The sequence below is a fragment of the Candidatus Krumholzibacteriia bacterium genome, from assembly GCA_029865265.1.
Taxonomy (GTDB): Bacteria; Krumholzibacteriota; Krumholzibacteriia; order WVZY01; family JAKEHA01; genus JAKEHA01.
Genome location: JAOUHG010000003.1, coordinates 1 through 20376, shown reverse-complemented (window position 1 = coordinate 20376; position 20376 = coordinate 1). Strand labels below are relative to the sequence as shown.

18 protein-coding genes and 1 pseudogene are annotated in these 20376 nt (G+C 65.8%); 14 read left to right on the top strand and 5 right to left on the bottom strand.

What is annotated here, in order from left to right:
- Positions 1–4: 4 nt before the first annotated feature.
- Together OEX18_02385 and OEX18_02380 are read right to left on the bottom strand one after the other, a co-directional pair.
- Positions 5–334, bottom strand: coding sequence for a TfoX/Sxy family protein (locus tag OEX18_02385; GenBank protein MDH4336108.1), 330 nt, complete (start codon positions 332–334; stop codon positions 5–7).
- A gap of 58 nt (positions 335–392) precedes the next feature.
- Positions 393–1031, bottom strand: coding sequence for a DNA recombination/repair protein RecA (locus tag OEX18_02380; GenBank protein ID MDH4336107.1), 639 nt, complete (start codon positions 1029–1031; stop codon positions 393–395).
- 334 nt (positions 1032–1365) lie between these two features.
- Between OEX18_02380 and OEX18_02375 the strand changes: the two genes are divergently transcribed.
- The 3 genes from OEX18_02375 to OEX18_02365 all read left to right on the top strand — a co-directional run bounded on the left by OEX18_02375 (position 1366) and on the right by OEX18_02365 (position 5208).
- The gene (locus OEX18_02375; protein MDH4336106.1) at positions 1366–3714 is read left to right on the top strand and encodes a glycosyltransferase family 4 protein; all 2349 of its coding nucleotides are present in this window, start codon (positions 1366–1368) and stop codon (positions 3712–3714) included.
- On the top strand, positions 3686–4636 hold the full coding sequence (locus OEX18_02370; GenBank protein MDH4336105.1) for a glycosidase: 951 nt from the start codon (positions 3686–3688) through the stop codon (positions 4634–4636). The genes OEX18_02375 and OEX18_02370 overlap by 29 nt, the downstream gene beginning before the upstream one ends.
- A gap of 227 nt (positions 4637–4863) precedes the next feature.
- Positions 4864–5208, top strand: a complete 345-nt coding sequence (locus OEX18_02365; GenBank protein MDH4336104.1) for a hypothetical protein — start codon at positions 4864–4866, stop codon at positions 5206–5208.
- Positions 5209–5397: 189 nt separating this feature from the next.
- On the opposite strand, the gene lexA is transcribed toward OEX18_02365, so the two are convergent.
- Positions 5398–6036 (bottom strand): transcriptional repressor LexA, encoded by a 639-nt coding sequence (gene lexA / locus OEX18_02360; protein ID MDH4336103.1) that lies wholly within the window; start codon positions 6034–6036, stop codon positions 5398–5400.
- 191 nt (positions 6037–6227) lie between these two features.
- Here lexA and OEX18_02355 point away from each other — a divergent pair, with 191 nt between their 5' ends.
- Positions 6228–6746 (top strand): hypothetical protein, encoded by a 519-nt coding sequence (locus OEX18_02355; GenBank protein MDH4336102.1) that lies wholly within the window; start codon positions 6228–6230, stop codon positions 6744–6746.
- 37 nt (positions 6747–6783) lie between these two features.
- Here the strand turns inward: OEX18_02355 and OEX18_02350 are convergent, their stop codons facing one another.
- The gene (locus OEX18_02350; GenBank protein MDH4336101.1) at positions 6784–7401 is read right to left on the bottom strand and encodes a DUF3575 domain-containing protein; all 618 of its coding nucleotides are present in this window, start codon (positions 7399–7401) and stop codon (positions 6784–6786) included.
- Between the two features lie 302 nt (positions 7402–7703).
- Here OEX18_02350 and OEX18_02345 point away from each other — a divergent pair, with 302 nt between their 5' ends.
- The 9 genes and pseudogenes from OEX18_02345 (at position 7704) to OEX18_02305 (ending at position 16357) form a co-directional block, all read left to right on the top strand.
- Positions 7704–10130: a T9SS type A sorting domain-containing protein gene (locus tag OEX18_02345; protein ID MDH4336100.1), complete on the top strand. Its 2427-nt coding sequence runs from the start codon at positions 7704–7706 to the stop codon at positions 10128–10130.
- Positions 10131–10150: 20 nt separating this feature from the next.
- Positions 10151–10339 (top strand): CPXCG motif-containing cysteine-rich protein, encoded by a 189-nt coding sequence (locus OEX18_02340; GenBank protein ID MDH4336099.1) that lies wholly within the window; start codon positions 10151–10153, stop codon positions 10337–10339.
- Positions 10336–10878 (top strand): histidine phosphatase family protein, encoded by a 543-nt coding sequence (locus tag OEX18_02335; protein MDH4336098.1) that lies wholly within the window; start codon positions 10336–10338, stop codon positions 10876–10878. The genes OEX18_02340 and OEX18_02335 overlap by 4 nt, the downstream gene beginning before the upstream one ends.
- Positions 10879–10986: 108 nt before the next feature.
- Positions 10987–11121 (top strand): annotated as a pseudogene (locus OEX18_02330) (aquaporin).
- A gap of 173 nt (positions 11122–11294) precedes the next feature.
- Positions 11295–13415, top strand: coding sequence for a M3 family metallopeptidase (locus OEX18_02325; GenBank protein MDH4336097.1), 2121 nt, complete (start codon positions 11295–11297; stop codon positions 13413–13415).
- Positions 13416–13468: 53 nt separating this feature from the next.
- The gene (locus OEX18_02320; GenBank protein MDH4336096.1) at positions 13469–14017 is read left to right on the top strand and encodes a DUF1697 domain-containing protein; all 549 of its coding nucleotides are present in this window, start codon (positions 13469–13471) and stop codon (positions 14015–14017) included.
- Positions 14018–14047: 30 nt separating this feature from the next.
- Positions 14048–15196 (top strand): hypothetical protein, encoded by a 1149-nt coding sequence (locus OEX18_02315; GenBank protein MDH4336095.1) that lies wholly within the window; start codon positions 14048–14050, stop codon positions 15194–15196.
- 21 nt (positions 15197–15217) lie between these two features.
- Entirely contained in the window at positions 15218–15946 is a 729-nt protein-coding gene (locus tag OEX18_02310; GenBank protein MDH4336094.1) for a hypothetical protein, read from the top strand.
- 63 nt (positions 15947–16009) lie between these two features.
- Positions 16010–16357 (top strand): cupin domain-containing protein, encoded by a 348-nt coding sequence (locus tag OEX18_02305; GenBank protein ID MDH4336093.1) that lies wholly within the window; start codon positions 16010–16012, stop codon positions 16355–16357.
- Between the two features lie 8 nt (positions 16358–16365).
- Here the strand turns inward: OEX18_02305 and OEX18_02300 are convergent, their stop codons facing one another.
- Entirely contained in the window at positions 16366–18099 is a 1734-nt protein-coding gene (locus OEX18_02300) for a S8 family peptidase (protein MDH4336092.1), read from the bottom strand.
- Between the two features lie 167 nt (positions 18100–18266).
- Here OEX18_02300 and OEX18_02295 point away from each other — a divergent pair.
- The coding region (locus OEX18_02295) for an amidohydrolase (GenBank protein ID MDH4336091.1) at positions 18267–20376 on the top strand (2110 nt) is incomplete at its 3' end.

Below are 20376 nucleotides of genomic sequence, written 5' to 3'. Positions count from 1 at the left end.
CGCGCTATTTGCGGGGAAGGGTTCGTACGAACGCCACCCCGCGCTCGATCCACCCCTGCAGCGCGCCGGGCGCCTCGTAGCCGGCCCGGTCCACGTAGACGAAGCCCCTGAGCGGCCGGCCGGTGAAGTCCATGGGGCGCGCGTGCGGTTCCTGCAGCGCCGCTTCGTAGGCACCGGGGCCCACGCGCACCACCAGGTTGTCCTCGATGACCCCGCAGCACATGTTTCCCTCGAGCATGAAGGAAACACCACCGAACATGTTTCGTTCGGAAACACCGGGGGTGCTTTTGATGGTCTCGCGGATCCTGCCCGCGGTGAGTTCGTTGAAAGTCATTTGCGGCTCCTTTTCATGGCTGCGGAAATCGCGTCGGAAATCTCGCGACCCGCTATTCCTAATGCAATCCGTCCGGGCCACGGCATGCGCCGGCATGACGCCAGCCGGGTCCGCGGCGCTTGTCCTTGATGACGTTTATCTCCCACGCGAACGAGTCGAATTCCGTGCGTGCGACACTGGTTTCGCCGCGGATGGAAACCAGCGATCCAATGGAGGGGGCGTCGGCACGCTTGCGCGTGAGACAGACGACCGCGCTCCTGTGCGTGTTGGCAAGCCCCGAGAGGCGGCTCTGCACCGACATGCGCAGCCGGGCGTCCTCGCACAGGTCCAGAATGAGCACCCCGAAGCCGCCGGAGCGCAGCAGGTGGTCGGCCGCGCGCGCGGTGCGCGCCGTGTCGCCGCTGCGGACGACGATCAGCGCGTCCAGGTCCACGCCGGAGGCGGCGACGTCCGGGGGATAGAAGCAGGAGCTGCCGGAGGCGATCCAGGCGGCGGGTTCGCCGCGTTCCTGTGCCTCGAGAATCAAGCGGGTGGCTGCCGTGAGGGAGGCACTGGTCTGTGCGCTCGATATCTCCACCATGCGGCCGGCGAGGGCGTCGAGCGTCCACTCGCGGGAGGTGGGAGTCCCGGCCGGGCCCTGGTGCAGGCCCAGCCGGGACAGAACGTGGGTCAGTGGTGCTGAGGAAAGAACACTCATGGCAGTTGCCGTCCGGGCTGGAGGTTAAGTGGTGCATCCCGCGCCGCGACGACACCAGTAGTAAACAGACAATTGTCTTGTTTGACAAGGGGCTTTATCTTGGGGGTTGGACAGGGGACAGGCACGAGGGGTTGGGGGGCGAGGGATTAAGGAGCTATGCCCCCCTGCCACCATCTGTTATGGTGGTTATACCACCGACTCACTTTCCAAACAGAGAGCACTCGGCCCATCTTTTCTGGGTATGGCAGAGGCGGTTACCAGGCAACCGCCTTCTTGCGTTCACGAGCCAGACACCTGAAAACAAGAAGCGGCTGCCAGAAACGAGACGATCGTCATGCAGCGCGACTCCAGCAACTCCGCCATCAAGCGCATCTGCTTTATTGGCAACTATTTGCCGCGACAATGTGGCATCGCCACCTTCACCACCGATTTGTGCGAGGCGATCGCCGGACAGTACAGCAAGACCTCCTGCATCGCCCTCCCGGTGAACGATGTCGAGACCGGTTACGCCTATCCGCCCCGGGTCCGTTTTGAACTGACGGAAAAGGACATCGAATCCTATCGTCGCGCGGCGGATTTTCTCAATATCAACAACGTCGATGTCGTGTGTCTGCAGCACGAGTACGGCATCTTTGGCGGACGGGCGGGGAGCCACATTCTTGCTCTCCTGCGCGAATTGCGCATGCCCATCGTCACCACGCTTCACACCATCCTGCGCAACCCCGACCCCGATCAGCTGCGGGTCCTGCGGGAAATAGCAGCCCTGTCCGATCGGGTGGTCGTGATGAGCCATCGCGGAGCCGAATTCCTGCGGGATATCTATGATGTGACACCCGACAAGATCGATGAGATCCCCCACGGCATCCCGGATGTTCCATTTGTGGATCCGAGTTTCCACAAGGATCTGTTCGGCGTCGAAGGCAAGACCGTTCTGCTGAGCTTTGGGCTGCTGTCTCCCAACAAGGGGATCGAGAACGTGATCGCGGCGCTGCCCGCCATCCTGGCCCGGCACCCCGACGTTGTGTACATGATTCTCGGTGCCACCCACCCGCACGTGCGGCGAAATGACGGCGAGCTGTACCGCTTGTCACTGCAGTGGATGGCCCAGGACAAGGGCGTTGAAGGCCAGGTGATCTTCCTCAATCGCTTTGTGAGCCTGGAGGAACTGCTCGAGTTCATAAGCGCCGCGGACATCTACGTCACGCCTTATCTCGATGAAGCGCAGATTACGTCGGGAACGCTGGCCTACACCGTGGGAGCGGGCAAGGCGGTGATTTCGACGCCGTACTGGTACGCGCAGGAGTTGCTGGCCGATGGTCGCGGAGCGCTGGTCCCGTTTCGTGATCCCGCCGCGCTGGCCGCGAAGGTGAGCGACCTGCTGGACGACGATGCGACGCGTCACGCCATGCGCAAGAAGGCGTATCTGTTCGGGAGGGCGATGATCTGGCCGGTGGTGGCGAGCCGCTACATGGAGAGTTTTGCCCGCGCCCGCACGGAGCGCCGCTACTTTGCCTCGACGGACTTTGCGGTGAAGCCGCTCGACAAGCGTCCCGGCGAACTTCCGCCACTGAAACTCGATCACCTGCACCACATGACGGACGAGACCGGCATGCTGCAGCACGCGATCTTCACCGTGCCCAACTATCGCGAGGGCTACACCACCGACGACAACGCCCGCGCGCTCATGGTGAGTGCCCTGCTGGAAGCGCTGGGCAACCGGGAAGCCGTCGAACTTGCCTCCCGCTATCTCGCGTTCATCCTGTTCGCGTTCCACGACGAGAACGGCCGCTTTCGCAACTTCATGGATTACCAGCGCAACTGGCTGGAAGACGTCGGCTCAGACGACAGTCACGGCCGCACCTTGTGGGCGCTGGGCACGGTGTTGGGCCATTCCAACTCGCCATCCCTGCACAGCATGGCCGGGAAGGTATTCGAGCGGGCCCTGCCCGCCATCCTCAAGACCACCAGCCCGCGCGCGTGGGCCTTCGCGCTCCTCGGCATCCAGGAGTATCTGCAACGCTTTGCGGGCGACCGCCGGGTCGGCCAGGTGCGCAAGGAACTGGCGGACCGGTTGCTGACGCTGTACAAGGACCACCGCACGGACGAATGGCGCTGGTTCGAAGACCGGCTGACGTACTGCAACGCTGCGCTCCCGCATGCCCTGCTTCTGTGTGGCCGGGCGATACCCGACGCCGAGATGACAGAGGCGGGCCTGGAATCGTTGAACTGGCTGGCCGACCTGCAACGCGCGGACACGGACAGCCATCACTTTGTTCCCGTCGGTTCGAACGGATTCTATCCGATGGGGGGAGAGCGGGCGCTGTTTGATCAGCAGCCGGTGGAGGCCCAGGCGATGGTATCCGCGTGCCTGGAAGCGCAGCGGTTGACAGGCGACAAACGGTGGCGCAAGGAGGCCCGCCGCGCCTTCGAGTGGTTCCTCGGGCGTAACGATCTCAATTTGCCCATCTACGATCCCACCACCGGCGGGTGCCGGGACGGCCTGCATCCCGACCGGGTAAACGAGAACCAGGGCGCCGAGTCAACGCTGGCGTTTCTGCAATCCTTGCTGGAGCTGCGACTGGCACAGAGTACGCCTGTCGAGGCAACGCCCGCACCTGCCGTTCAAGAAACCCCCAAACCCAAGGTACAACCGAGTGAAAAGACACCATCCGCAACTGTTTGAACGCCACGGGCACAATCCCATCCTGAGCGCCACCGACTGGCCCTACCCGGTGCACAGCGTGTTCAACCCCGGGGCCACCCTGCTGCGCGACGGAAGCACACTTCTGCTGTGTCGCGTTGAAGACTACCGCGGACATTCGCACCTGTGCGCGGCCCGCTCCGCGAATGGCGAGGATGGGTGGAAGGTCGATGTCACCCCGACACTTCCCGCGGATCCGGAACACTTCCCAGAGGAGTTGTGGGGCGTGGAAGACCCGCGCATCGTCTACGTTCCCGAGCTTGAGAGGTACGCGGTCACCTATACAGCCTTCTCGAGCAACGGTCCGGGGGTGGCGCTGGCTCTCACGGAGGACTTTCGAACCTTCGAGCGATACGGCATGGTCATGGCGCCGGATGACAAGGACGCGGCACTGCTGCCGCGTCGCATTAACGGCCGCTGGGCGCTGATTCATCGCCCGGCCAGCGGGAACAGCGGACACATGTGGATTTCCTACTCGACGGACCTGAAACACTGGGGAAGTCACGGGCTGATGCTGGCCGCCCGCAGCGGTGGTTGGTGGGACGCAAACAAGATTGGACTGTCGCCCCCCCCCATCGAAACGCCCCACGGCTGGCTGGTAATCTACCACGGCGTGCGCAGGACCGCATCCGGGTCGATCTACCGGGTTGGCGTGGCGTTGTTCGATCTGCGCAACCCGGAGCGCTGCATCAGGCGCGGCGATGAATGGGTGTTCGGCCCGCGGGAACCGTACGAGCGCGTCGGAGATGTCGGCAATGTGGTGTTTCCGTGCGGTGCCACACTCGCTCCCGACGGCGACACGATTCGGATCTACTATGGTGCTGCGGATACGAGCATCGGACTGGCCACCGGCAGCGTTCGCGCGATTCTGGAATGGCTGGAGCGGCATAAGCAGGGGGATTGACGGGCGCGCACCGTGCGCGCTGTGACGAACCGGTCGCCGGAACGGACCGCCCCGATGAACCGCAACGTTCAATTCCGGCATCACGTGTACGCACGCGTTCGCTCCCGATCTCCGGTGCACGAGCGACTTGATCTTCAACTTGTGCCACGGTAATCAGTTGCGCCAAGCCCCCAAGCGTGGCACAGGGATTGATGTTCCTCCGGACGGCCGCCAAGGAGGAGCAAGCAATGCATCGGAATTTCATTCTGCTGGCGATCGCACTGATCGTGCTCGTCGGCGTAGTACCGGCCGCGTCGGCGGCTTCCGCTTTCGGGCACGGGTTCGCCTGGGTCAACGACCACGACGGAGACGGCATTCCCAACGGCCAGGACGAGGATTGGATCCGTCCTCTCGACGGATCGGGTTTCAAGTTCCGCCACGGGTTTGGCGTCACCACCGCGCCCCGCAGTGGTCCCGCCGCGTCCGGCAACACCTACCAGCATCGTTTCCAGTATCGGCAGAAGAGCGGTGCCGGCACGTGCACCAATCCATTGCAGATCCGCCTGCGTTTGAAGGACGGATCCTGCCGCTAGGCAATCCGCTTCGCCTGACTTGAGGGCAAGGCAGCCAGCCCCCGCTCGCACCTTCGGGTGTGACGGGGGCTGCGCTCTTCACGGCGGAAAATGCGGAGGACATGACCGCGCGTCCGCGGCGTCTCTCGCCGTGTGGTGCAGAAGAGGTGGCGAGAGACGCGCGGTGCACGTCGCGCGGATCCGGTGGATTCAACCGAGGTAGCGTCGTACCTCGATGACCTTGCCCAGAATCTGACAGTCCTGCGGGTCGAGCACGATGGGCTCGAAGGCGTCGTTCTCCGGCTGGAGAACCACCTTGCCGCGTCTCGAGCGAAGTGTTTTCACGGTGGCTTCGTCGCCCACCAGGGCCACGACGATGTCACCGGCATCCGCGGATGGCTGCGACCGCACGATGACGATGTCGTCGGGGAGAATGCCCGCGCCGGTCATGCTCTCGCCGCGCACGCGCAGCGCGAAGAGCTTCTCGCTCCCGCTGCGCCGCCCGGCGCGCTGCACGGGAACCATGCCCTCGCGCTCCTCGATGGCGGCCTCGAGACCACCGGCCTGGATGTGACCGAGCAGCGGCGCGAACGCGGTGGGTCCGGCTGAGTCCACGCTGGAGCGGGGGAGTGCGTAGCCCCGCGCCCGCCCCTTGAACTCGCCCAGCTGCTTGACCAGGCGTCCCTCCGCGACCAGCTGCTCGAGGTGCGCCTGGGCCGATTGCACAGCCTTGAAGCCGAACCGCGCCTGCACTTCTCGGACCGTCGGCGGGTTACCATCGAGCAGCCGGTCGCGCATAAACTCGTAGATCTTCTCCCGGGTCTCACCGGGGGGTGTCTTTGGGGACATGTCGGTCCTCCTTCCAGATGGGTCTTTCGGAGCGTCCATCGCTCCGGCCGGACCCCGCGGCCGTCATGTCCATACCGGCAGTAAACAGACAAATGTCTTTTCTGTCAAGGAGGAATTTCTCAAAGCGGGGAAGTGTGGCGCGGCCCGCAACCGCGGCCCGGCTGGCACCCCGGTTGCATGGGTGGGGTAGCATGCCTCCGAAGGTGTCACTCCCGGGAATCTCTCTTGGCGTGTTGCTGCTCGCCGTCTGCGCGGGCTGCAACGACGACGCGACCGCCCCCTGCGACGGGGCGCCATCCAGCGGGTATCCAGGCCGCAACCCGGAATGTGTGACCATCGCCGAGGGGGTGTGGGGTGACGTGTGGTTCTGGGACGGCGACTTCCAGGCGGTGTGCCCGCAGGGCACGGTGACGCCCGCCATTCGCGAGATGCGCATCCACGAGCTGGCGATGCCGAGCGACGTCACGCCCGCTCCCGGCGCCTCCTTCTACACCGAAGTCACCACGCCGCTGGTTGCGACGGTTCGGTCCGACCGCTTCGGCTTCTTCGAGGCGGGGATCCCGCCGGGCACTTACAGCGTCTTCGGGGTCGAGGACACGCTGCTGTACGCGAACGGCACCGGCAGCGGGGGGGAGATCTGCCCGGTCACAGTGGTTCCCGGCAAGGTCACCGCCACCCGCTTCGACATCACCTACCGCGCGTCCTTCTGATCCCGGCGGATTCCGTCAGGACCAGCCGCTGTCTGAATCAGAACGCGATGCCCACGTTGATCAGGCGAATGACGGGAACCGTCGGGTTGGCGTCCTCGTCCACATCGCCCCCGAACAGGCGATTGGCGCCGATGCCCATGCTGACGGCGATGCGCTGGGCGTCCCCGAGCAGCCAGCCGTAGCCAATGAGGACGCCGGCGCTGTAGGCGTTGCCCGACGTCTCTTCTGTCTCGCCGGTGGGGATGCCAAAATTGTCCTCGACGTTCTCCTTCTGGTTCACCTCCGCGGTACCCATCTGCACACCGATGAAGAACCCCTTGAAGGATGCGTTCGGGTAGTAGCGGTAGAACAGATTGATGCTGTAGTACTCCGTCTCTTCGTAATCCGGGTCCCCGGGATCATCGGTCTTGAAGTCCAGGAACGAGCCGGAGATGCCGACAGTGTGGTTCTCCCGCAGACGAACCTCGCCCTCCACCATGTACCAGCCGAAGACCAGAAGAATGGGATTGGTCCAGGCCACGATTCGCCGCGAGGGCGGGTCCGCCGGAGTTGAGGCCTGCGGAGTCGTGTCCTGCGCCAGCGATGCGCCGGTCTGGAACAGGACGAGAACGAGAACGGTAAGGAACGCCACTCTCCCGGTTCGCCATGCGCTCATGGGTCCTCCTCGTTTGAGACTTCAAAGAAAGGGGCCGTTTCCCATCGGAATTGACTGTCCGAGACTAGTGGCAGGGGCCGTGCCGGGAAAGCACTAAATGACGTGTTTCGCGGGGATGACGATGGCCGCGTCGGGCCCGCGTTGGGTGTGGCCGCTCCCGGAGCCCCGAGCGGGGTGGGGCCAATATCTGCTAGACTATTACGGTGTCCTGCCGGTCCGGAGGACGTTCGACACCACCGTCGATGCCGCTCTGAGACAACCGGGTGCCCTGGAACGCTGGCCGCAGACTCCGGAGATTCCCAATGCCGAACCTCGTCCGTGCCTGCCTGAACGTGTGCTCTCTGGTCTTCGCCGTCCTCGTTGGTCTTGCAGCCGGACCCGCCCGCACGGCGGATCTCTGGGGTGGAGACGGGGATGTGGTCGCGCTCGCGGCCGAGAACGGTGTTCTGTATGTGGGCGGAAACTTCCGCACGCTCGCGCCGCCGACCGGCGCTCTCGTTGCGATCGACCCCGCCACCGGTGCTTCGTCGCTCGCACTCGGCCGGATCGCCGCCGTCAGCGCCGTCGCCGGCGGTGTCCGGGCGGCGGCCCCCGACGGTGCGGGGGGCTGGTACGTGGGTGGGCGTTTCAGCATCGCGGGCGGCGTCCTCCATCAGAATCTCGCCCACGTCCTCTCCGACGGCTCCGTGGATCCCGCGTGGAACCCGACCACCAACCAGACCGTGCGTGCGATCGTGGTAATCGGCTCGACGGTTTACGTGGCCGGAGAATTCACCCAGGTCAATAGCACGGGCCGGAACCGGCTGGCGGCACTCGACGCCACCACGGGTGCACTGACCGGCTGGAACCCGAACGCCAACGGGCTGGTGGAGTGCATGGTTGCGCAGGCCGACAGCCTGGTCGTGGGCGGATGGTTCACGTCCATCGGTGCCACGGGACGCAACCGCATCGCGCGGATCGGTGCGGTGACCGGCGCAGCGACAGCATGGAATCCCAACAGCACCGGCCCCGTGCACACGATGGCGATGAGTGGATCGATGCTGTACGTCGGCGGAAGTTTCTCGAACGTCGGCGCGCAGAATCGCAACCGCGCCGCCGTGCTGGACCTCGCGACGGGACTGGCCGACGCCACCTGGAATCCCAACGCCAACAGCGACGTGTGGGCCATCGTCCCCGACGGGTCGACCATCTATCTCGCCGGCGACTTCACCGCGGTCGGTGGATCCAATCGCAACTACATCGCAGCGGTCAGCAACACGTTCGGCGGGTCGACGGCGTGGAACCCAAATGCAAGTGCTCCGGTCTACGGACTCGCGAAGATCGGCTCCACGATCTACGCCGGCGGAAACTTTACAACCATGCAGTCGCAACCGCGCCAACGCCTGGCGGCGATCGATGCCGCCACCGGCTTTCCGACCGCGTGGACATCGCACGCAACGGGTGTCGTCTGGCTCTTGCAGACGGACGGCGTGTCGGTCATCGCCGGCGGCACCATTACCGGCGTGGGCGGTGTGCTCCGCAACAGCATTGCCGCGCTGGATATCGCGACCGGTATCCCCACGGCGTGGAATCCGGGCGGGAACTCCTGGGTGTACGCGCTCGCGCCCAACGGCGCCACCGTGTTGGTGGGCGGGACATTTTCCTCCTTTGGCGGCCAGGCGCGGAGCTACCTGGTGGAGGTCGACGCCACCACCGGCGCCCTCACCGCGTGGAATCCCGCGGCCAACAGCAGCGTCGAAGTGTTACGGCGCGACGGCAGCACGCTCTACGCCGGGGGGCTCTTTACCTCGATCGGTGGGCAATTGCGGGATCGCATCGCCACCATCGACCTCAATACGAAGACCACCACCGCCTGGAATCCGGGGTCCGACGGGAACGTGTTCGACATTCTGCCCACGGGCAACACAGTGTATGCGGCCGGTGCGTTCACGTTCATCGGTGGCGCGGCGCACAACCGCCTGGCCGCGCTGAACGCAACGACCGGCGCGGCGCTCCCGTTTGCCGCCGACGTCAACGACTACGCGACGAGCCTGGCTCTGGACGGCTCGACGCTGTATTGTGGCGGCAACTTCACGACGGCGCAGCCTGGCTCGCAGCCTCGCAACCGCACCGCAGCCTTCGACGCCACCACCGGCGGTTTACTCCCGTGGGCGCCGGTGTGCTCAAGTGCCGGCGTCGAAGACGTCGTGGTCTCGGGCGGGAGCATTTATCTCGGCGGGAACTACTTCTCGCTGAACGGCGTGTCGACGCGCCCGTATCTGGGCGCGGTGGATGCGGCCGGGGCGACGATCACGGCGTTCGATCCACGCGCCGGCGGACCGGTGAAGGAGGTGCTGGCCATCGGTAACAAGATCTGTGTCGCCGGGTCGTTCGGTTTTATGAACTGGCAGCCGTTCAGCAACCTGGCCCTGCTCGACGGCCCCGCGGCGGTGGGGGTCGGCAACCGCACGCCGCCGCTGACCGCGCCCCGCGTTTACCCCAATCCGATGTCGTCCTCCGCCGCGGTGAGTTTCTCACTGGCTTCGCCGGGCGATGCGGACATCGACATCTTCGATGTGGCGGGGCGGCGCGTGCGTACGCTTCGCTCCGGACCGCTCGCGCTCGGACCGCACTCGCTGGTCTGGGACGGGCGCGATAACGCGGGCCGTGCCGTTCCGACGGGAATCTACTTCGTTCGCGTGTCGGTGGCCGGGTACTCGGAGACGGCGAAGGCCGTGCTGGTGCGGTAGCGTAAGCAGCCGGTCGGCGCATGACAGAACCCCTCGAACTCTACTGTCCCTACTGCGGCGAATTCGTCGAACTCGACGTCGACGAGGGCGGCTCCAGCCGCCAGGCGTACGTGGAGGACTGTCCCATCTGTTGCCGGCCGTGGAGCGTGGAGGTCTTGCGGCATCAGGACGGGACCTGGACCGCCATGCTGCGCACGGAGGACGAATGATGATGCGAGCCCTGCTACCGCCGCTCCGCCTTGCACCCGCAGTATTTGCGCTTGTTTCGTTCCTTCTGCCGGCAAACGCCGACGTGGATGCGGGCCGTTGTGGGCTTCCCACCACGCTCATCGTCGTGCGCCACGCCGACCGGCAGGGAAGCGATGACGCGCTGTCGCCGGCCGGGGTGGAACGCGCGCGCGATCTCGCCCGCACGCTGGCGCAGGCGCACGTCACCGCCATCTATCATAGTGACACCGAGCGTACCCGCCTCACCGCCGAGCCACTCGCCGCAAAACTGGGCCTCGACCCCGTCGTGCTTCCGGGCAAGGATATCGAGGGGCTCCTGAAGAGCGTTTTCGAAAACCATTGCGGGGGCACGGTGCTGATTGTCGGACACAGCAACACGGTGCCGCTCATCGTGGCCGCCGCCGGCGGCCCGCAACTGGCCGATCTCGCCGAGGATGCCTTCGGGGACATGTTCGTGGTGACGGTGTGCGGCGACGGCACCACGTCCGTCCGGCTGCAGTACGGGGCGCCGTCGCCCTGAGCGCCTGCCGGAACCGCAGTTTTCACGCGTTGACCTTCTGCAATCACCCGCCATACAGTGGCCGGTGTGGTTGCTCGTTTCTCCCCCCCACGTACGGAGGTGGTACGGATGAGACAGTTCGGCGCTGAGTTCTTCGGAACCTTCTGGCTGGTCCTGGGCGGTTGCGGCAGCGCGGTCATCGCCGCGGCGTTCCCCGGGGTGGGAATCGGCCTGCTCGGTGAGTCGCGCAGCTGTGGATGTTCTGGGTCGCACCCGTCATCGGGGCCGTGCTCGGTGCCGCGGTGTACCGTTTCATCGGCAGGGAGGACTGAAGCCGAGCGGCATCCATGCGAATGCCCGGGCAAAGCCGGGGGTGGCGCCGAGCCGCGAACGGCGCTACCATCCTGCCTTGTGCCACAACAATCAAGGAGACTCACATGATTCTGGGTTTCAAGAAATCCATGCTGTTCCTGGTGGTCGCGGTGATGGCCGTTGCAATGGCTGACGCGAGGGCGGAGGACAATCCCTTCTACGCGCCCTACGGCACGCCGTTCGAAGTGCCGGCGTTCGACCGCATCAAGAACGAACACTACCTGCCCGCCTTCGAGAAGGGCATCGCCGAGCAGAAGAAGGAAATCGAGGCGATTCGCGACAACGCCGACGCCCCCACCTTCGAGAATACGGTGGTGGCCATGGAGGAGAGCGGCAAGCTGCTCAACCGGGTTGGGGACGTGTTCTTCAACCTGAATTCGGCCGAGACCAGCGACGAGATGCAGGCCATCGCGCGTGAGATTGCCCCCAGGCTCTCCGCGCTCAATGACGACATCTACCTCGACCCCAAGCTGTTCGCACGCGTGAAGTCGGTATACGACAAGCGCGACAAGCTCAAGCTCAGCACCGAGCAGCGCCGTCTGCTGGAGGAGTCCTACAAGGCGTTCGTGCGCGGCGGCGCCAACCTGGCGGATGCCGAGAAAGAGGAGTTTCGCGGCATCAATGAGCGCCTCTCGGTGCTCTCGCTCAAGTTCGGCGAGAACATCCTGGCGGAGGAGAATCGCTTCGAACTGGTGATCGACAACCCTGCCGACCTGTCCGGCCTCCCCGCCAAGGACGTGGAGGCGGCGGCCGAGGAGGCGAAGACGCGCGGCCATGAGGGCAAGTGGGTCTTCACGCTGCACAAGCCCAGCCTGATCCCGTTTCTGACTTACGCCGACAACCGCGCCCTGCGCGAGAAGATCTACGCGGGCTATTGCGAGCGCGGCAACCACGGCGACGAGTACGACAACAAGGCCATCCTCGAGGAAGAGTCGACGTTGCGCTTCCGCCGTGCCCAGCTGCTCGGCTACCAGAACTATGCGGCGTACGTGCTCGACGACAACATGGCCAAGACGCCCGGGCGGGTCTACGACCTCCTCAACAAGCTGTGGAACCCGGCGCTGGCGCGCGCGGTTTCCGAGCGCGAGGCCATGCAGGCCATGGTGGACGCGGAGGGCGGCAACTTCAAGATCGCGTCGTGGGACTGGTGGTACTACGCCGAACGCGTCAAGAAGCAACGCTACGACTTCGACGACTCGGTGCTGCGGCCATACTTCGTGCTCGACGACGTGCGCGCGGGCGCCTTCGAGGTGGCGACGCGGCTGTTCGGCATCACCTTCGAGGAGCGCTTCGATCTGCCCAGGTACAACGAGGAGGTGCGGACCTTCGAGGTGACCGACGCAGACGGGTCGCTGCTCGCCATCTACTATGTGGACTATCACCCGCGCCCCGGCAAGCGCAACGGCGCGTGGATGAACGAGTACCGGCGCCAGTCGCGCAAGGACGGCAAGCGCGTGGTGCCGATCATCGTGAACGTATCCAACGTATCCCGTGCCACTTCCGACGAACCCGCATTGCTGTCGCTGGACGAGGTGTCCACGCTGTTCCACGAGTTCGGCCATGCGCTGCACGGCATGCTCTCCAATGTGACCTACGGAAGCCTGTCGGGAACCAACGTGGCCCGCGACTTCGTGGAAATGCCGTCGCAGGTGATCGAGAACTGGGCCACGGAGCCGGAGGTGCTCAAGCTGTACGCCCGGCACTATCAGACCGGCGAGCAGATCCCGGACGAGTTGATCACGAAGATGAACAACGCCAAGCTCTTCAATCAGGGATTTGCGACGGTCGAGTATCTGGCCGCGTCGTTCCTGGACATGGACTGGCACACGCTGGAGAAGCCCGCGCCGAAGGATGCAATGGCCTTTGAGTCCCAGCGCATGAACCAGATCGGCCTCATCCCTGAGATCGTTCCGCGCTACCGCAGTCCGTATTTCCGCCACATCTTCTCGGGCGGTTACTCGGCGGGGTACTACAGCTACATCTGGGCGGAAGTGGTCGACGCCGACGCCTTCCAGGCGTTCAAGGAAAACGGGCTCTTCGACAAGAAGACCGCGGACAAGTTCCGCAAGTACGTCCTGTCCGCGGGAGGAACCGAGGAGCCCATGGTGCTCTACAAGAAGTTTCGCGGGCGGGAGCCGGAGATCGGGCCGCTGCTGGACCGCCGCGGGCTGAACACGGACTCCTAGGCAACGGCACCGGGCGCCCGCGATGACGCGGGCGCCCGGTCCTTCCCATCGCCATGGCAGCATCCCGGTACATCGCGTTTCTGCGCGCCATCAACGTGGGTGGCCGGACCGTGCCCATGGCGCGGCTCCGCGCCCTCTTCGAAGACCTCGGGCTGGATGCGGTGGAGACCTTCATCGCCAGTGGAAACGTCCTGTTCGAGACGCGCGCGATGAGCGCCGCCACCCTTGAGAAAAGAATTGAAACAGCGCTTCTAAAAGCGTTTGGCTATGAGGTTTCCACCTTTGTGCGAACCCGTGCCGAGGTGGCCGCCATTGCCGCCGCGCGCCCCTTCGCGGCAGGTGCCATGGCCGCGGCGCTCGCGCTGAACGTGGCCTTCCTGCGCGCGCCGCTGGACGCGCGGGGCGTGCGGACGCTGGGGGCGCTTCGCACTCCGATCGACGATTTTCGCGCGACCGGCAGCGAGGTCTACTGGATGTGCAAGAAGCGGCAGAGTGAGTCTGACTTCTCCAACGCGGTGTTCGAGAAAGCTCTTGGCGTGCGCGCGACATTTCGCGGTATGAATACCGTGCGCCGCCTGGCGGAGAAGTACCCGCCGCGGTAGCGGTGCGCCACCATCTCCAGGATGATACCGATGAACCGCCAGAGAGCTTCTTTCTTCCTGTTGTGTCTTGTGCTGCTGTCCGTCGGTGCGTGCACCGAGGAAACCATCATCGAAGGCGGCGCGCCGCCCACCCGCTCCTACGCGCTGGGGCTGGGCTACTTTCCGCACGATGGAACCCCGGCGGGTGTGTTGGCCGCGCTCGACGTGATCGGGAAGGACGCCGACATGCTGGTGGCGCATTTCGATGCGGGCATTCCGTGGGATGCGGCGCTCGCCGACGACTTCGACGCATACCCGAAGAACTTCCGCGATGAGGTCATCGGTATTGCGGGTGCCGTTCCCGCGGGCCATGAGGTGTACCTCGCCGTCACCCCCATCGCCTTCCAGCGCGATCGCCTCGCGCCCACACTCACCGATGCCGGTCCGGTGTTCCAGGCGCCCTGGGACGCGCGCAGATTCGATCACCCGGACGTGATCACGGCCTACACCAACCACTGTCACATCATGATCGATGCCTTCCGGCCCGACTATGTCGCTTTCGGCGTCGAGGTGAACCTGTTCGCGCTGCTGGCAGCCGATTCGCTCTACCAGTCCTACCGCGTCCTCGCGGACTCGGTGTATGCGGACCTCAAGGCGTCCTACCCCGCGTTGCCGGTGTTTCAGACCATCCAGGCCGACGCATACTACGTGGACGTCCTCGCCCAGCGCGCGCTCATCCAGCAGCTGCTCCCGGGAACGGACTACGTCGCGGTGAGTGCATATCCGTATGGCAACGCGTTCCGCTACCCGGACGGATCCAGGGCCGATCCCGCGCTGCTGCCCGCGTCGTTCTTCTCCGCCATCCGCGATCTCGCGCCATCGAAACCGTTTGCCATCGCCGAGACGGGCTGGCCGGCCGAGACCATCGCGGCCCCGTACCCGATCGAGATCCTCTCGGGCACGCTGTATCAACAGCAGTACCTCTCGTTCGTGCTCGACGAGTCGGACCGCCTGGAAGCCCAATTCGTGAGCCTGCTCATCTCCCGGGACTACGACGTGTTCTGGGAGTCCACCCTGAAGAACCACCCCGACGCGGCCACGCTGCGCCTGTGGCGCGACATCGGCCTGTACGACGGGGACGGCGTGGCGCGTCCGGCGCTGGCGCGCTGGAACGTCCGCCTCGACCGTGAGCGGCGCTGACCCGCCGCGCATGATTCCGCCATGACACCACGCAAGCTCATCGAGCGTCTCGAAGCGTCGGCCGCGCTGCCGTCCGGCGGCGGCGAACGCTTCAACGGCTACGGGCTCATGGGCCTGCCGTTTCGTTCCGGACACGTGCTCGCAATGCGGCGCTTCCAGGTGTCGTCGATGGGGCCCGGCTACACGTCGGTGTGGCACCGCGCGCCGTCCGGCGCGTGGACGTTCTACGCGGACGTCGGGGCGTCGATTTCCTGCGCGCGTTATTTCTGCGCCGCGGGTGCCCGGGCGGTCGAGACCGGCATCCACCTGTCGTGGCGGGATGAATATGCGTTCACCGTGGAGGTGCCGGCCGCCCGTCTCGACTGGGAGGTGCAGGTGGTGGCGACGCCGGCCACGCGGACACTCAACGCGATGGCGCGCTCACTGCCGCCCGGCGCGTGGCGCAACCGGGCGGTTCTCAGCACGATGGGGCGGGTGGCGGGCGTGATGCTGCGTGCCGGGCGCGTGCGGCTCACCGGTCGCGTGCCCAGCCGCCAGCGCTTCATAGCCGGTCCGCGTACCGTGTGGGCGGTGGGCGGGAGCCGCGCGGCCCTGGCGGGGGAGGAGTTCGGGCCGCCCGGAGCCGTGAATCCGCAGGCACGTCTGGGCGACTTCTGGATCCCGCAGCGGGGTGTGCTCGCCGTGGGCGGCGCCATCTTCGATCCGTTCAATCCACTGGAGCATTCGGCGCTGATGACCACGCCGTCCTGACCGCGGGTGCCGGCGCGGGTTTTCCGGCTTCGCAGCGCACGCCCCGCGCGCTATCATCGACGCATGGAAACGAACGATGACATTCACGGCCACGCGCGTCCGCTCGCCGGACTGGTCGCGTACCAGGCCGGCGCGGTGGTGAGCCGGACGCTGATCAAGCAGCCCGCCGGATCGGTCACCCTCTTCGCATTCGACGCGGGGCAGGAACTGAGCGAGCACACGGTTCCGCACGATGCACTCGTCCATGTGCTCGACGGCGAGGTGGAGATCTCCATCGCGGGGACGCCGCACCGTCTGCGGGCGGGGGACGCCATCGTCATGCCGGGCGGGCGGCCGCACGCGGTGAAGGCGGTGGAGCAGTTCAAGATGATGCTGGCCATGATTCGCCCCGAGAAGAAATCGACCCCCTGACAGGCGCGCTACTTGAGCAGTACGACCTTGCGCGTGGCCGTTTCGCCGCCGGCAGTGAGCCTCACGAAGTAGACCCCGCTTGCGCGCGAGGACTGGTAGCGCTCCGAGTGGACCCCGGCGCTGCGATAGGCATCGTCGAGCAGCGTGTCGACGAGGCGCCCGGTAACGTCGTAGACCGACAGCGAGACCCTTCCCGGCGCGGACAGTTGGAAGTCGATCACCGTGGCCGGATTGAACGGGTTGGGGCGCGCGGCGCGGATGGCCACGCGCGCGGCGAGCGCGGGCGCATCCCCCACGCCGGTGGGGATGATGTCGGCGGCCGCGGGCGCGTCGATGATTCCCCATCCCATCAGGCGACCGGGCGCTCCCGACTGGCTCGCGGTGCTGCGCAGGGCGTCCATGATGGCCTGGTTGCTCGCCGCGGGCCGTGCCTGCAGGATCAGCGCGGCTGCTCCCGCCACCAGCGGGCACGAAAACGATGTCCCGCTGTTTCCGAAGTAGCTCGTCGGGTCGAACGGGCTCGCCACGGTGACGCTCAACCCCATGGCCATCACGTCCGGCTTGATGCGTCCGTCGAAGGTGGGCCCCACCGAACTGAAACTCGCCCGCGATCCGAACGCGTCCACCGCGCCCACGCACAGCACACTGTCGCCGTCGGAAGGGCCGATGAGCGTGTTGGCGGGGAGCGCAACGAAGCCGTCGTTGCCCGCGGAGTTTACCACCAGGATGCCGCGGCTGGCAGCGATGTCGGCGCCCAGGGTGACGATGGTGGTGTTGCCGTTCATGTCCTGCCACGAGTAGCTGGGCTCGCCGTTGGTGAACCCGGTGGAGTAGCCCAGCGAACTCGATATGATGTCGGCGCCGATGCTGTCGGCCCACTCCGCCGCCGCCACCCACGCGTCCTCTTCCATGTGCCGCTCCCACTCCGTGTTCTCGGTCTTGGCGAGGATGTAGGTGGCGCCGTAGGCGGGCCCGATGAGATTGCCCGGGGCGTAGGCGCCGATGGTGCTCAGGGTCATGCACCCGTGGTTGCCGCTGCCGGCCTGTCCCGGCTGGTCGCTGACCAGACTGTCGCCGTTGACGAAGTCGCGCGTCACCATGACGTCGAGATTCTGGAATGCGTCGTGGCCCAGGTTGTTGAAACCGGTGTCGAACATCGCTATCCAGATGCCGCTGCCGTCGAGCCCCTGGTCGTGCAACGCGTCCACCCCCATCATCTGTATTTGGGTCCCCGATGCGCCGTAGTCGAGCGCGGTGGACACCCGGGAGCGCGGCGGGGGTGACTCGATGGTGGGCTGGGGGAGCGGTGCGCGTCCCGCGCGGACCACGTCGAGCCGCCGCGCGTAGGGGAGCGCCTGGATGCGCTCGAGTGTCGCCGGGGTGGCGTCAATGGAAACGGCGTTGAGCCAGCGCGACACGTGGCGGATGCGGGCTCCCTGGGCGCGCAGCCCGTCGATGAACGCGTCGCTCACGGGGACGTCGCGTGCGTCGACGAGATTCGCGGTGCCACGGTTGCGCGCGCGGCGGGCGCGGGCGTGTGGTGTCAGCGCCCGGCGGGCTTCGTCGAGGCGGCCGCTTTCCTTCTCGGAGAGGAACACCCACACCGCAATACGATCGGCGGGCGCGGCGTGTTCGATGGTCGCGCGCAGCTCGGGGCTCACGGGTGCGCGGGACTGCCCGTGGCTCCCGGCGGCGGGTAGCGCCACGAGCAGGAGGAGAAACGCGCAGACGCGGTATGGCATGGTTGGTTTCCCTCGCCGGAGCCGGCCAGGGCCGGATGCGACCCTTCTATTATAGGTTCGGCGGGCCGGGGCCGCAATCGCGGCTTCGATGGCGTTTGAAACCGGCGTCCGCCTGCACTACACTCCCGGGATTCCCCGAACCCCGGATCAAACCCAAGGAGCCATCGATGTTCGCCAGGATCATTTGCGCGATCTGCGCGCTCGCCCTGCTCAGCGCTGGCGTTGCCCACGCGGCCGACTCAAAGTCCGACGACAAGAAGAAGTGGGACGTGGAAGCGCCCCTCGGACCGACGAAGACGGTCGAGTTCGACACCGACGAAGGCACCTGGATGAACCTCGACGTGAGCCCGGACGGGAAGCAGATCGCCTTCGACCTGCTGGGCGACATCTACATCATGCCGCTCTCCGGGGGCAAGGCCACGCTGCTGCGCGGCGGGCCCGCCTATGAAGTGCAGCCGCGCTTCTCGCCCGACGGCACGCGCATCTGTTACACCTCCGACAAGGATGGCGCCGACAACGTGTGGATCATGAACCGGGACGGCTCGGAGCCGCGCCAGGTGACGAAGGAAGACTTCCGCCTGGTAAACAACGGCGTGTGGACGCCGGACGGCAACTACATCGTGGCCAAGAAGCACTTCACCAGCACGCGTTCGCTGGGTGCGGGCGAGATGTGGCTGTACCACGAGAGTGGCGGCGAGGGGTTGCAGATCACCAAGCGCCGCAACGACCAGCAGGACGTGGGCGAACCGTGGGTGTCGCCGGACGGGCGCTACGTCTACTTCAGCGAGGACACGAGCCCCGGTCCGTACTTCCAGTACAACAAGGACCCCAACGGCGACATCTACGTGATCCGCCGGGTCGACCGCGAGAGCGGCGAGATCAAGAACATCGTCGCCGGCCCCGGCGGCGCCGTGCGCCCGCAGGTCTCTCCGGACGGAAAGACCATTGCCTACGTGCACCGCGTGCGCACGAAGACCGTGCTCTACACCCACGACCTCGCCTCCGGCGCCCAGTACCCGGTGTGGGACGGCCTGAGCCACGATCAGATGGAAACCTGGGCCACCTTCGGGGTGTATCCCAACTTCCAGTGGATGCCGGACGGCACGTCCATCGTCATCTGGGCCAAGGGCAGGATCCACCGCGTGGACATCGCAACGCGCAAGGCGGTCAACATCCCCTTTCAGGTGCACGCGACGCAGATGGTGAACGACGCGCTCCGTTTCAAACAGGACGTGAGCCCGGCGACCTTCGAGGCGAAGATGCTGCGCCACGGCGACACCTCGCCCGACGGCAGATGGTTCGTGTTCAGCGCGGTGGGGCACATCTGGAAGAAGAGGCTCCCGGATGGGAAGCCGGTGCGGATTACGAAGGACGAACGCTGGGAGTATTACCCGTCGTTCAGCGCCGACGCGAAGTGGATCGTCTATACGACCTGGAGCAACGACCGCGCCGGTTCCATCAACCGCGTGAAGCTCGACGGCGGCGGCATGAAGACGCTCACCACGCGCCCGGGTTTCTACTACACGCCGCGCTACTCGCCCGACGGGACGAAGATCGTGTTCGACCGCGGGCGTGGCAACGCGATCCTCGGCTTCACCCACGGCACCGACCCGGGGTTGTACTGGATGCCCGCCGAGGGCGGCGAGGCCACCCTGATCCGCGAGAGCGGCGAGAGCCCGCGCTTCAGCCGTGACGGCAAGCGCGTGTACTTCATGGAAGGCATCGACGACAACAAGAGCGCGTACAAGAGCGTGCGCCTGGACGGCGGCGACGAGCGCACGTTGTTCTCGTCCAAGTACGCCAACCAGTACTTGCCCAGCCCGGACGAGGAGTGGCTGGCGTTCACCGAGCTCTTCCAGGCCTACGTCATCCCCTTCCCGAAGACGGGCAAGGAAGTCGACCTCTCCGGCAAGGAGAAGGCGATCCCCATCAAGCGGGTCACCCGCGACGCGGGGAGTTACCTGCACTGGTCGTCCGACAGCAGCAAACTGCACTGGACCATCGGGCCGCAGTACTTCACCCGCGCCATCGCCGAGAGCTTCGCGTTCGTGCCCGGGGCGCCGGATTCCATTGCGCCGCCCGACACCACCGGCATCGACGTGGGCCTGGTGCTCGACGCCGACGTGCCCACCGGGGTGGTTGCGCTGACCAATGCACGCATCATCACCATGAAGGGCGACGAGGTGATCGAGAAGGGAACCATCGTGGTGGACAGGAACCGCATCACGGCTGTGGGTGCGTCGGTGGAGGTGCCGAAGGGCGCGAAGGTCATCGACT

Excerpts from the sequence above, each read along its gene's own strand:
- OEX18_02385 (MDH4336108.1), bottom strand. The coding sequence starts at position 334 with ATGACTTTCAACGAACTCACCGCGGGCAGGATCCGCGAGACCATCAAA.
- OEX18_02380 (MDH4336107.1), bottom strand. The coding sequence starts at position 1,031 with ATGAGTGTTCTTTCCTCAGCACCACTGACCCACGTTCTGTCCCGGCTG.
- OEX18_02375 (MDH4336106.1), top strand. The coding sequence starts at position 1,366 with ATGCAGCGCGACTCCAGCAACTCCGCCATCAAGCGCATCTGCTTTATT.
- OEX18_02365 (MDH4336104.1), top strand. The coding sequence starts at position 4,864 with ATGCATCGGAATTTCATTCTGCTGGCGATCGCACTGATCGTGCTCGTC.
- lexA (MDH4336103.1), bottom strand. The coding sequence starts at position 6,036 with ATGTCCCCAAAGACACCCCCCGGTGAGACCCGGGAGAAGATCTACGAG.
- OEX18_02355 (MDH4336102.1), top strand. The coding sequence starts at position 6,228 with ATGCCTCCGAAGGTGTCACTCCCGGGAATCTCTCTTGGCGTGTTGCTG.
- OEX18_02350 (MDH4336101.1), bottom strand. The coding sequence starts at position 7,401 with ATGAGCGCATGGCGAACCGGGAGAGTGGCGTTCCTTACCGTTCTCGTT.
- OEX18_02345 (MDH4336100.1), top strand. The coding sequence starts at position 7,704 with ATGCCGAACCTCGTCCGTGCCTGCCTGAACGTGTGCTCTCTGGTCTTC.
- OEX18_02340 (MDH4336099.1), top strand. The coding sequence starts at position 10,151 with ATGACAGAACCCCTCGAACTCTACTGTCCCTACTGCGGCGAATTCGTC.
- OEX18_02335 (MDH4336098.1), top strand. The coding sequence starts at position 10,336 with ATGATGATGCGAGCCCTGCTACCGCCGCTCCGCCTTGCACCCGCAGTA.
- OEX18_02325 (MDH4336097.1), top strand. The coding sequence starts at position 11,295 with ATGATTCTGGGTTTCAAGAAATCCATGCTGTTCCTGGTGGTCGCGGTG.
- OEX18_02320 (MDH4336096.1), top strand. The coding sequence starts at position 13,469 with ATGGCAGCATCCCGGTACATCGCGTTTCTGCGCGCCATCAACGTGGGT.
- OEX18_02315 (MDH4336095.1), top strand. The coding sequence starts at position 14,048 with ATGAACCGCCAGAGAGCTTCTTTCTTCCTGTTGTGTCTTGTGCTGCTG.
- OEX18_02310 (MDH4336094.1), top strand. The coding sequence starts at position 15,218 with ATGACACCACGCAAGCTCATCGAGCGTCTCGAAGCGTCGGCCGCGCTG.
- OEX18_02305 (MDH4336093.1), top strand. The coding sequence starts at position 16,010 with ATGGAAACGAACGATGACATTCACGGCCACGCGCGTCCGCTCGCCGGA.
- OEX18_02300 (MDH4336092.1), bottom strand. The coding sequence starts at position 18,099 with ATGCCATACCGCGTCTGCGCGTTTCTCCTCCTGCTCGTGGCGCTACCC.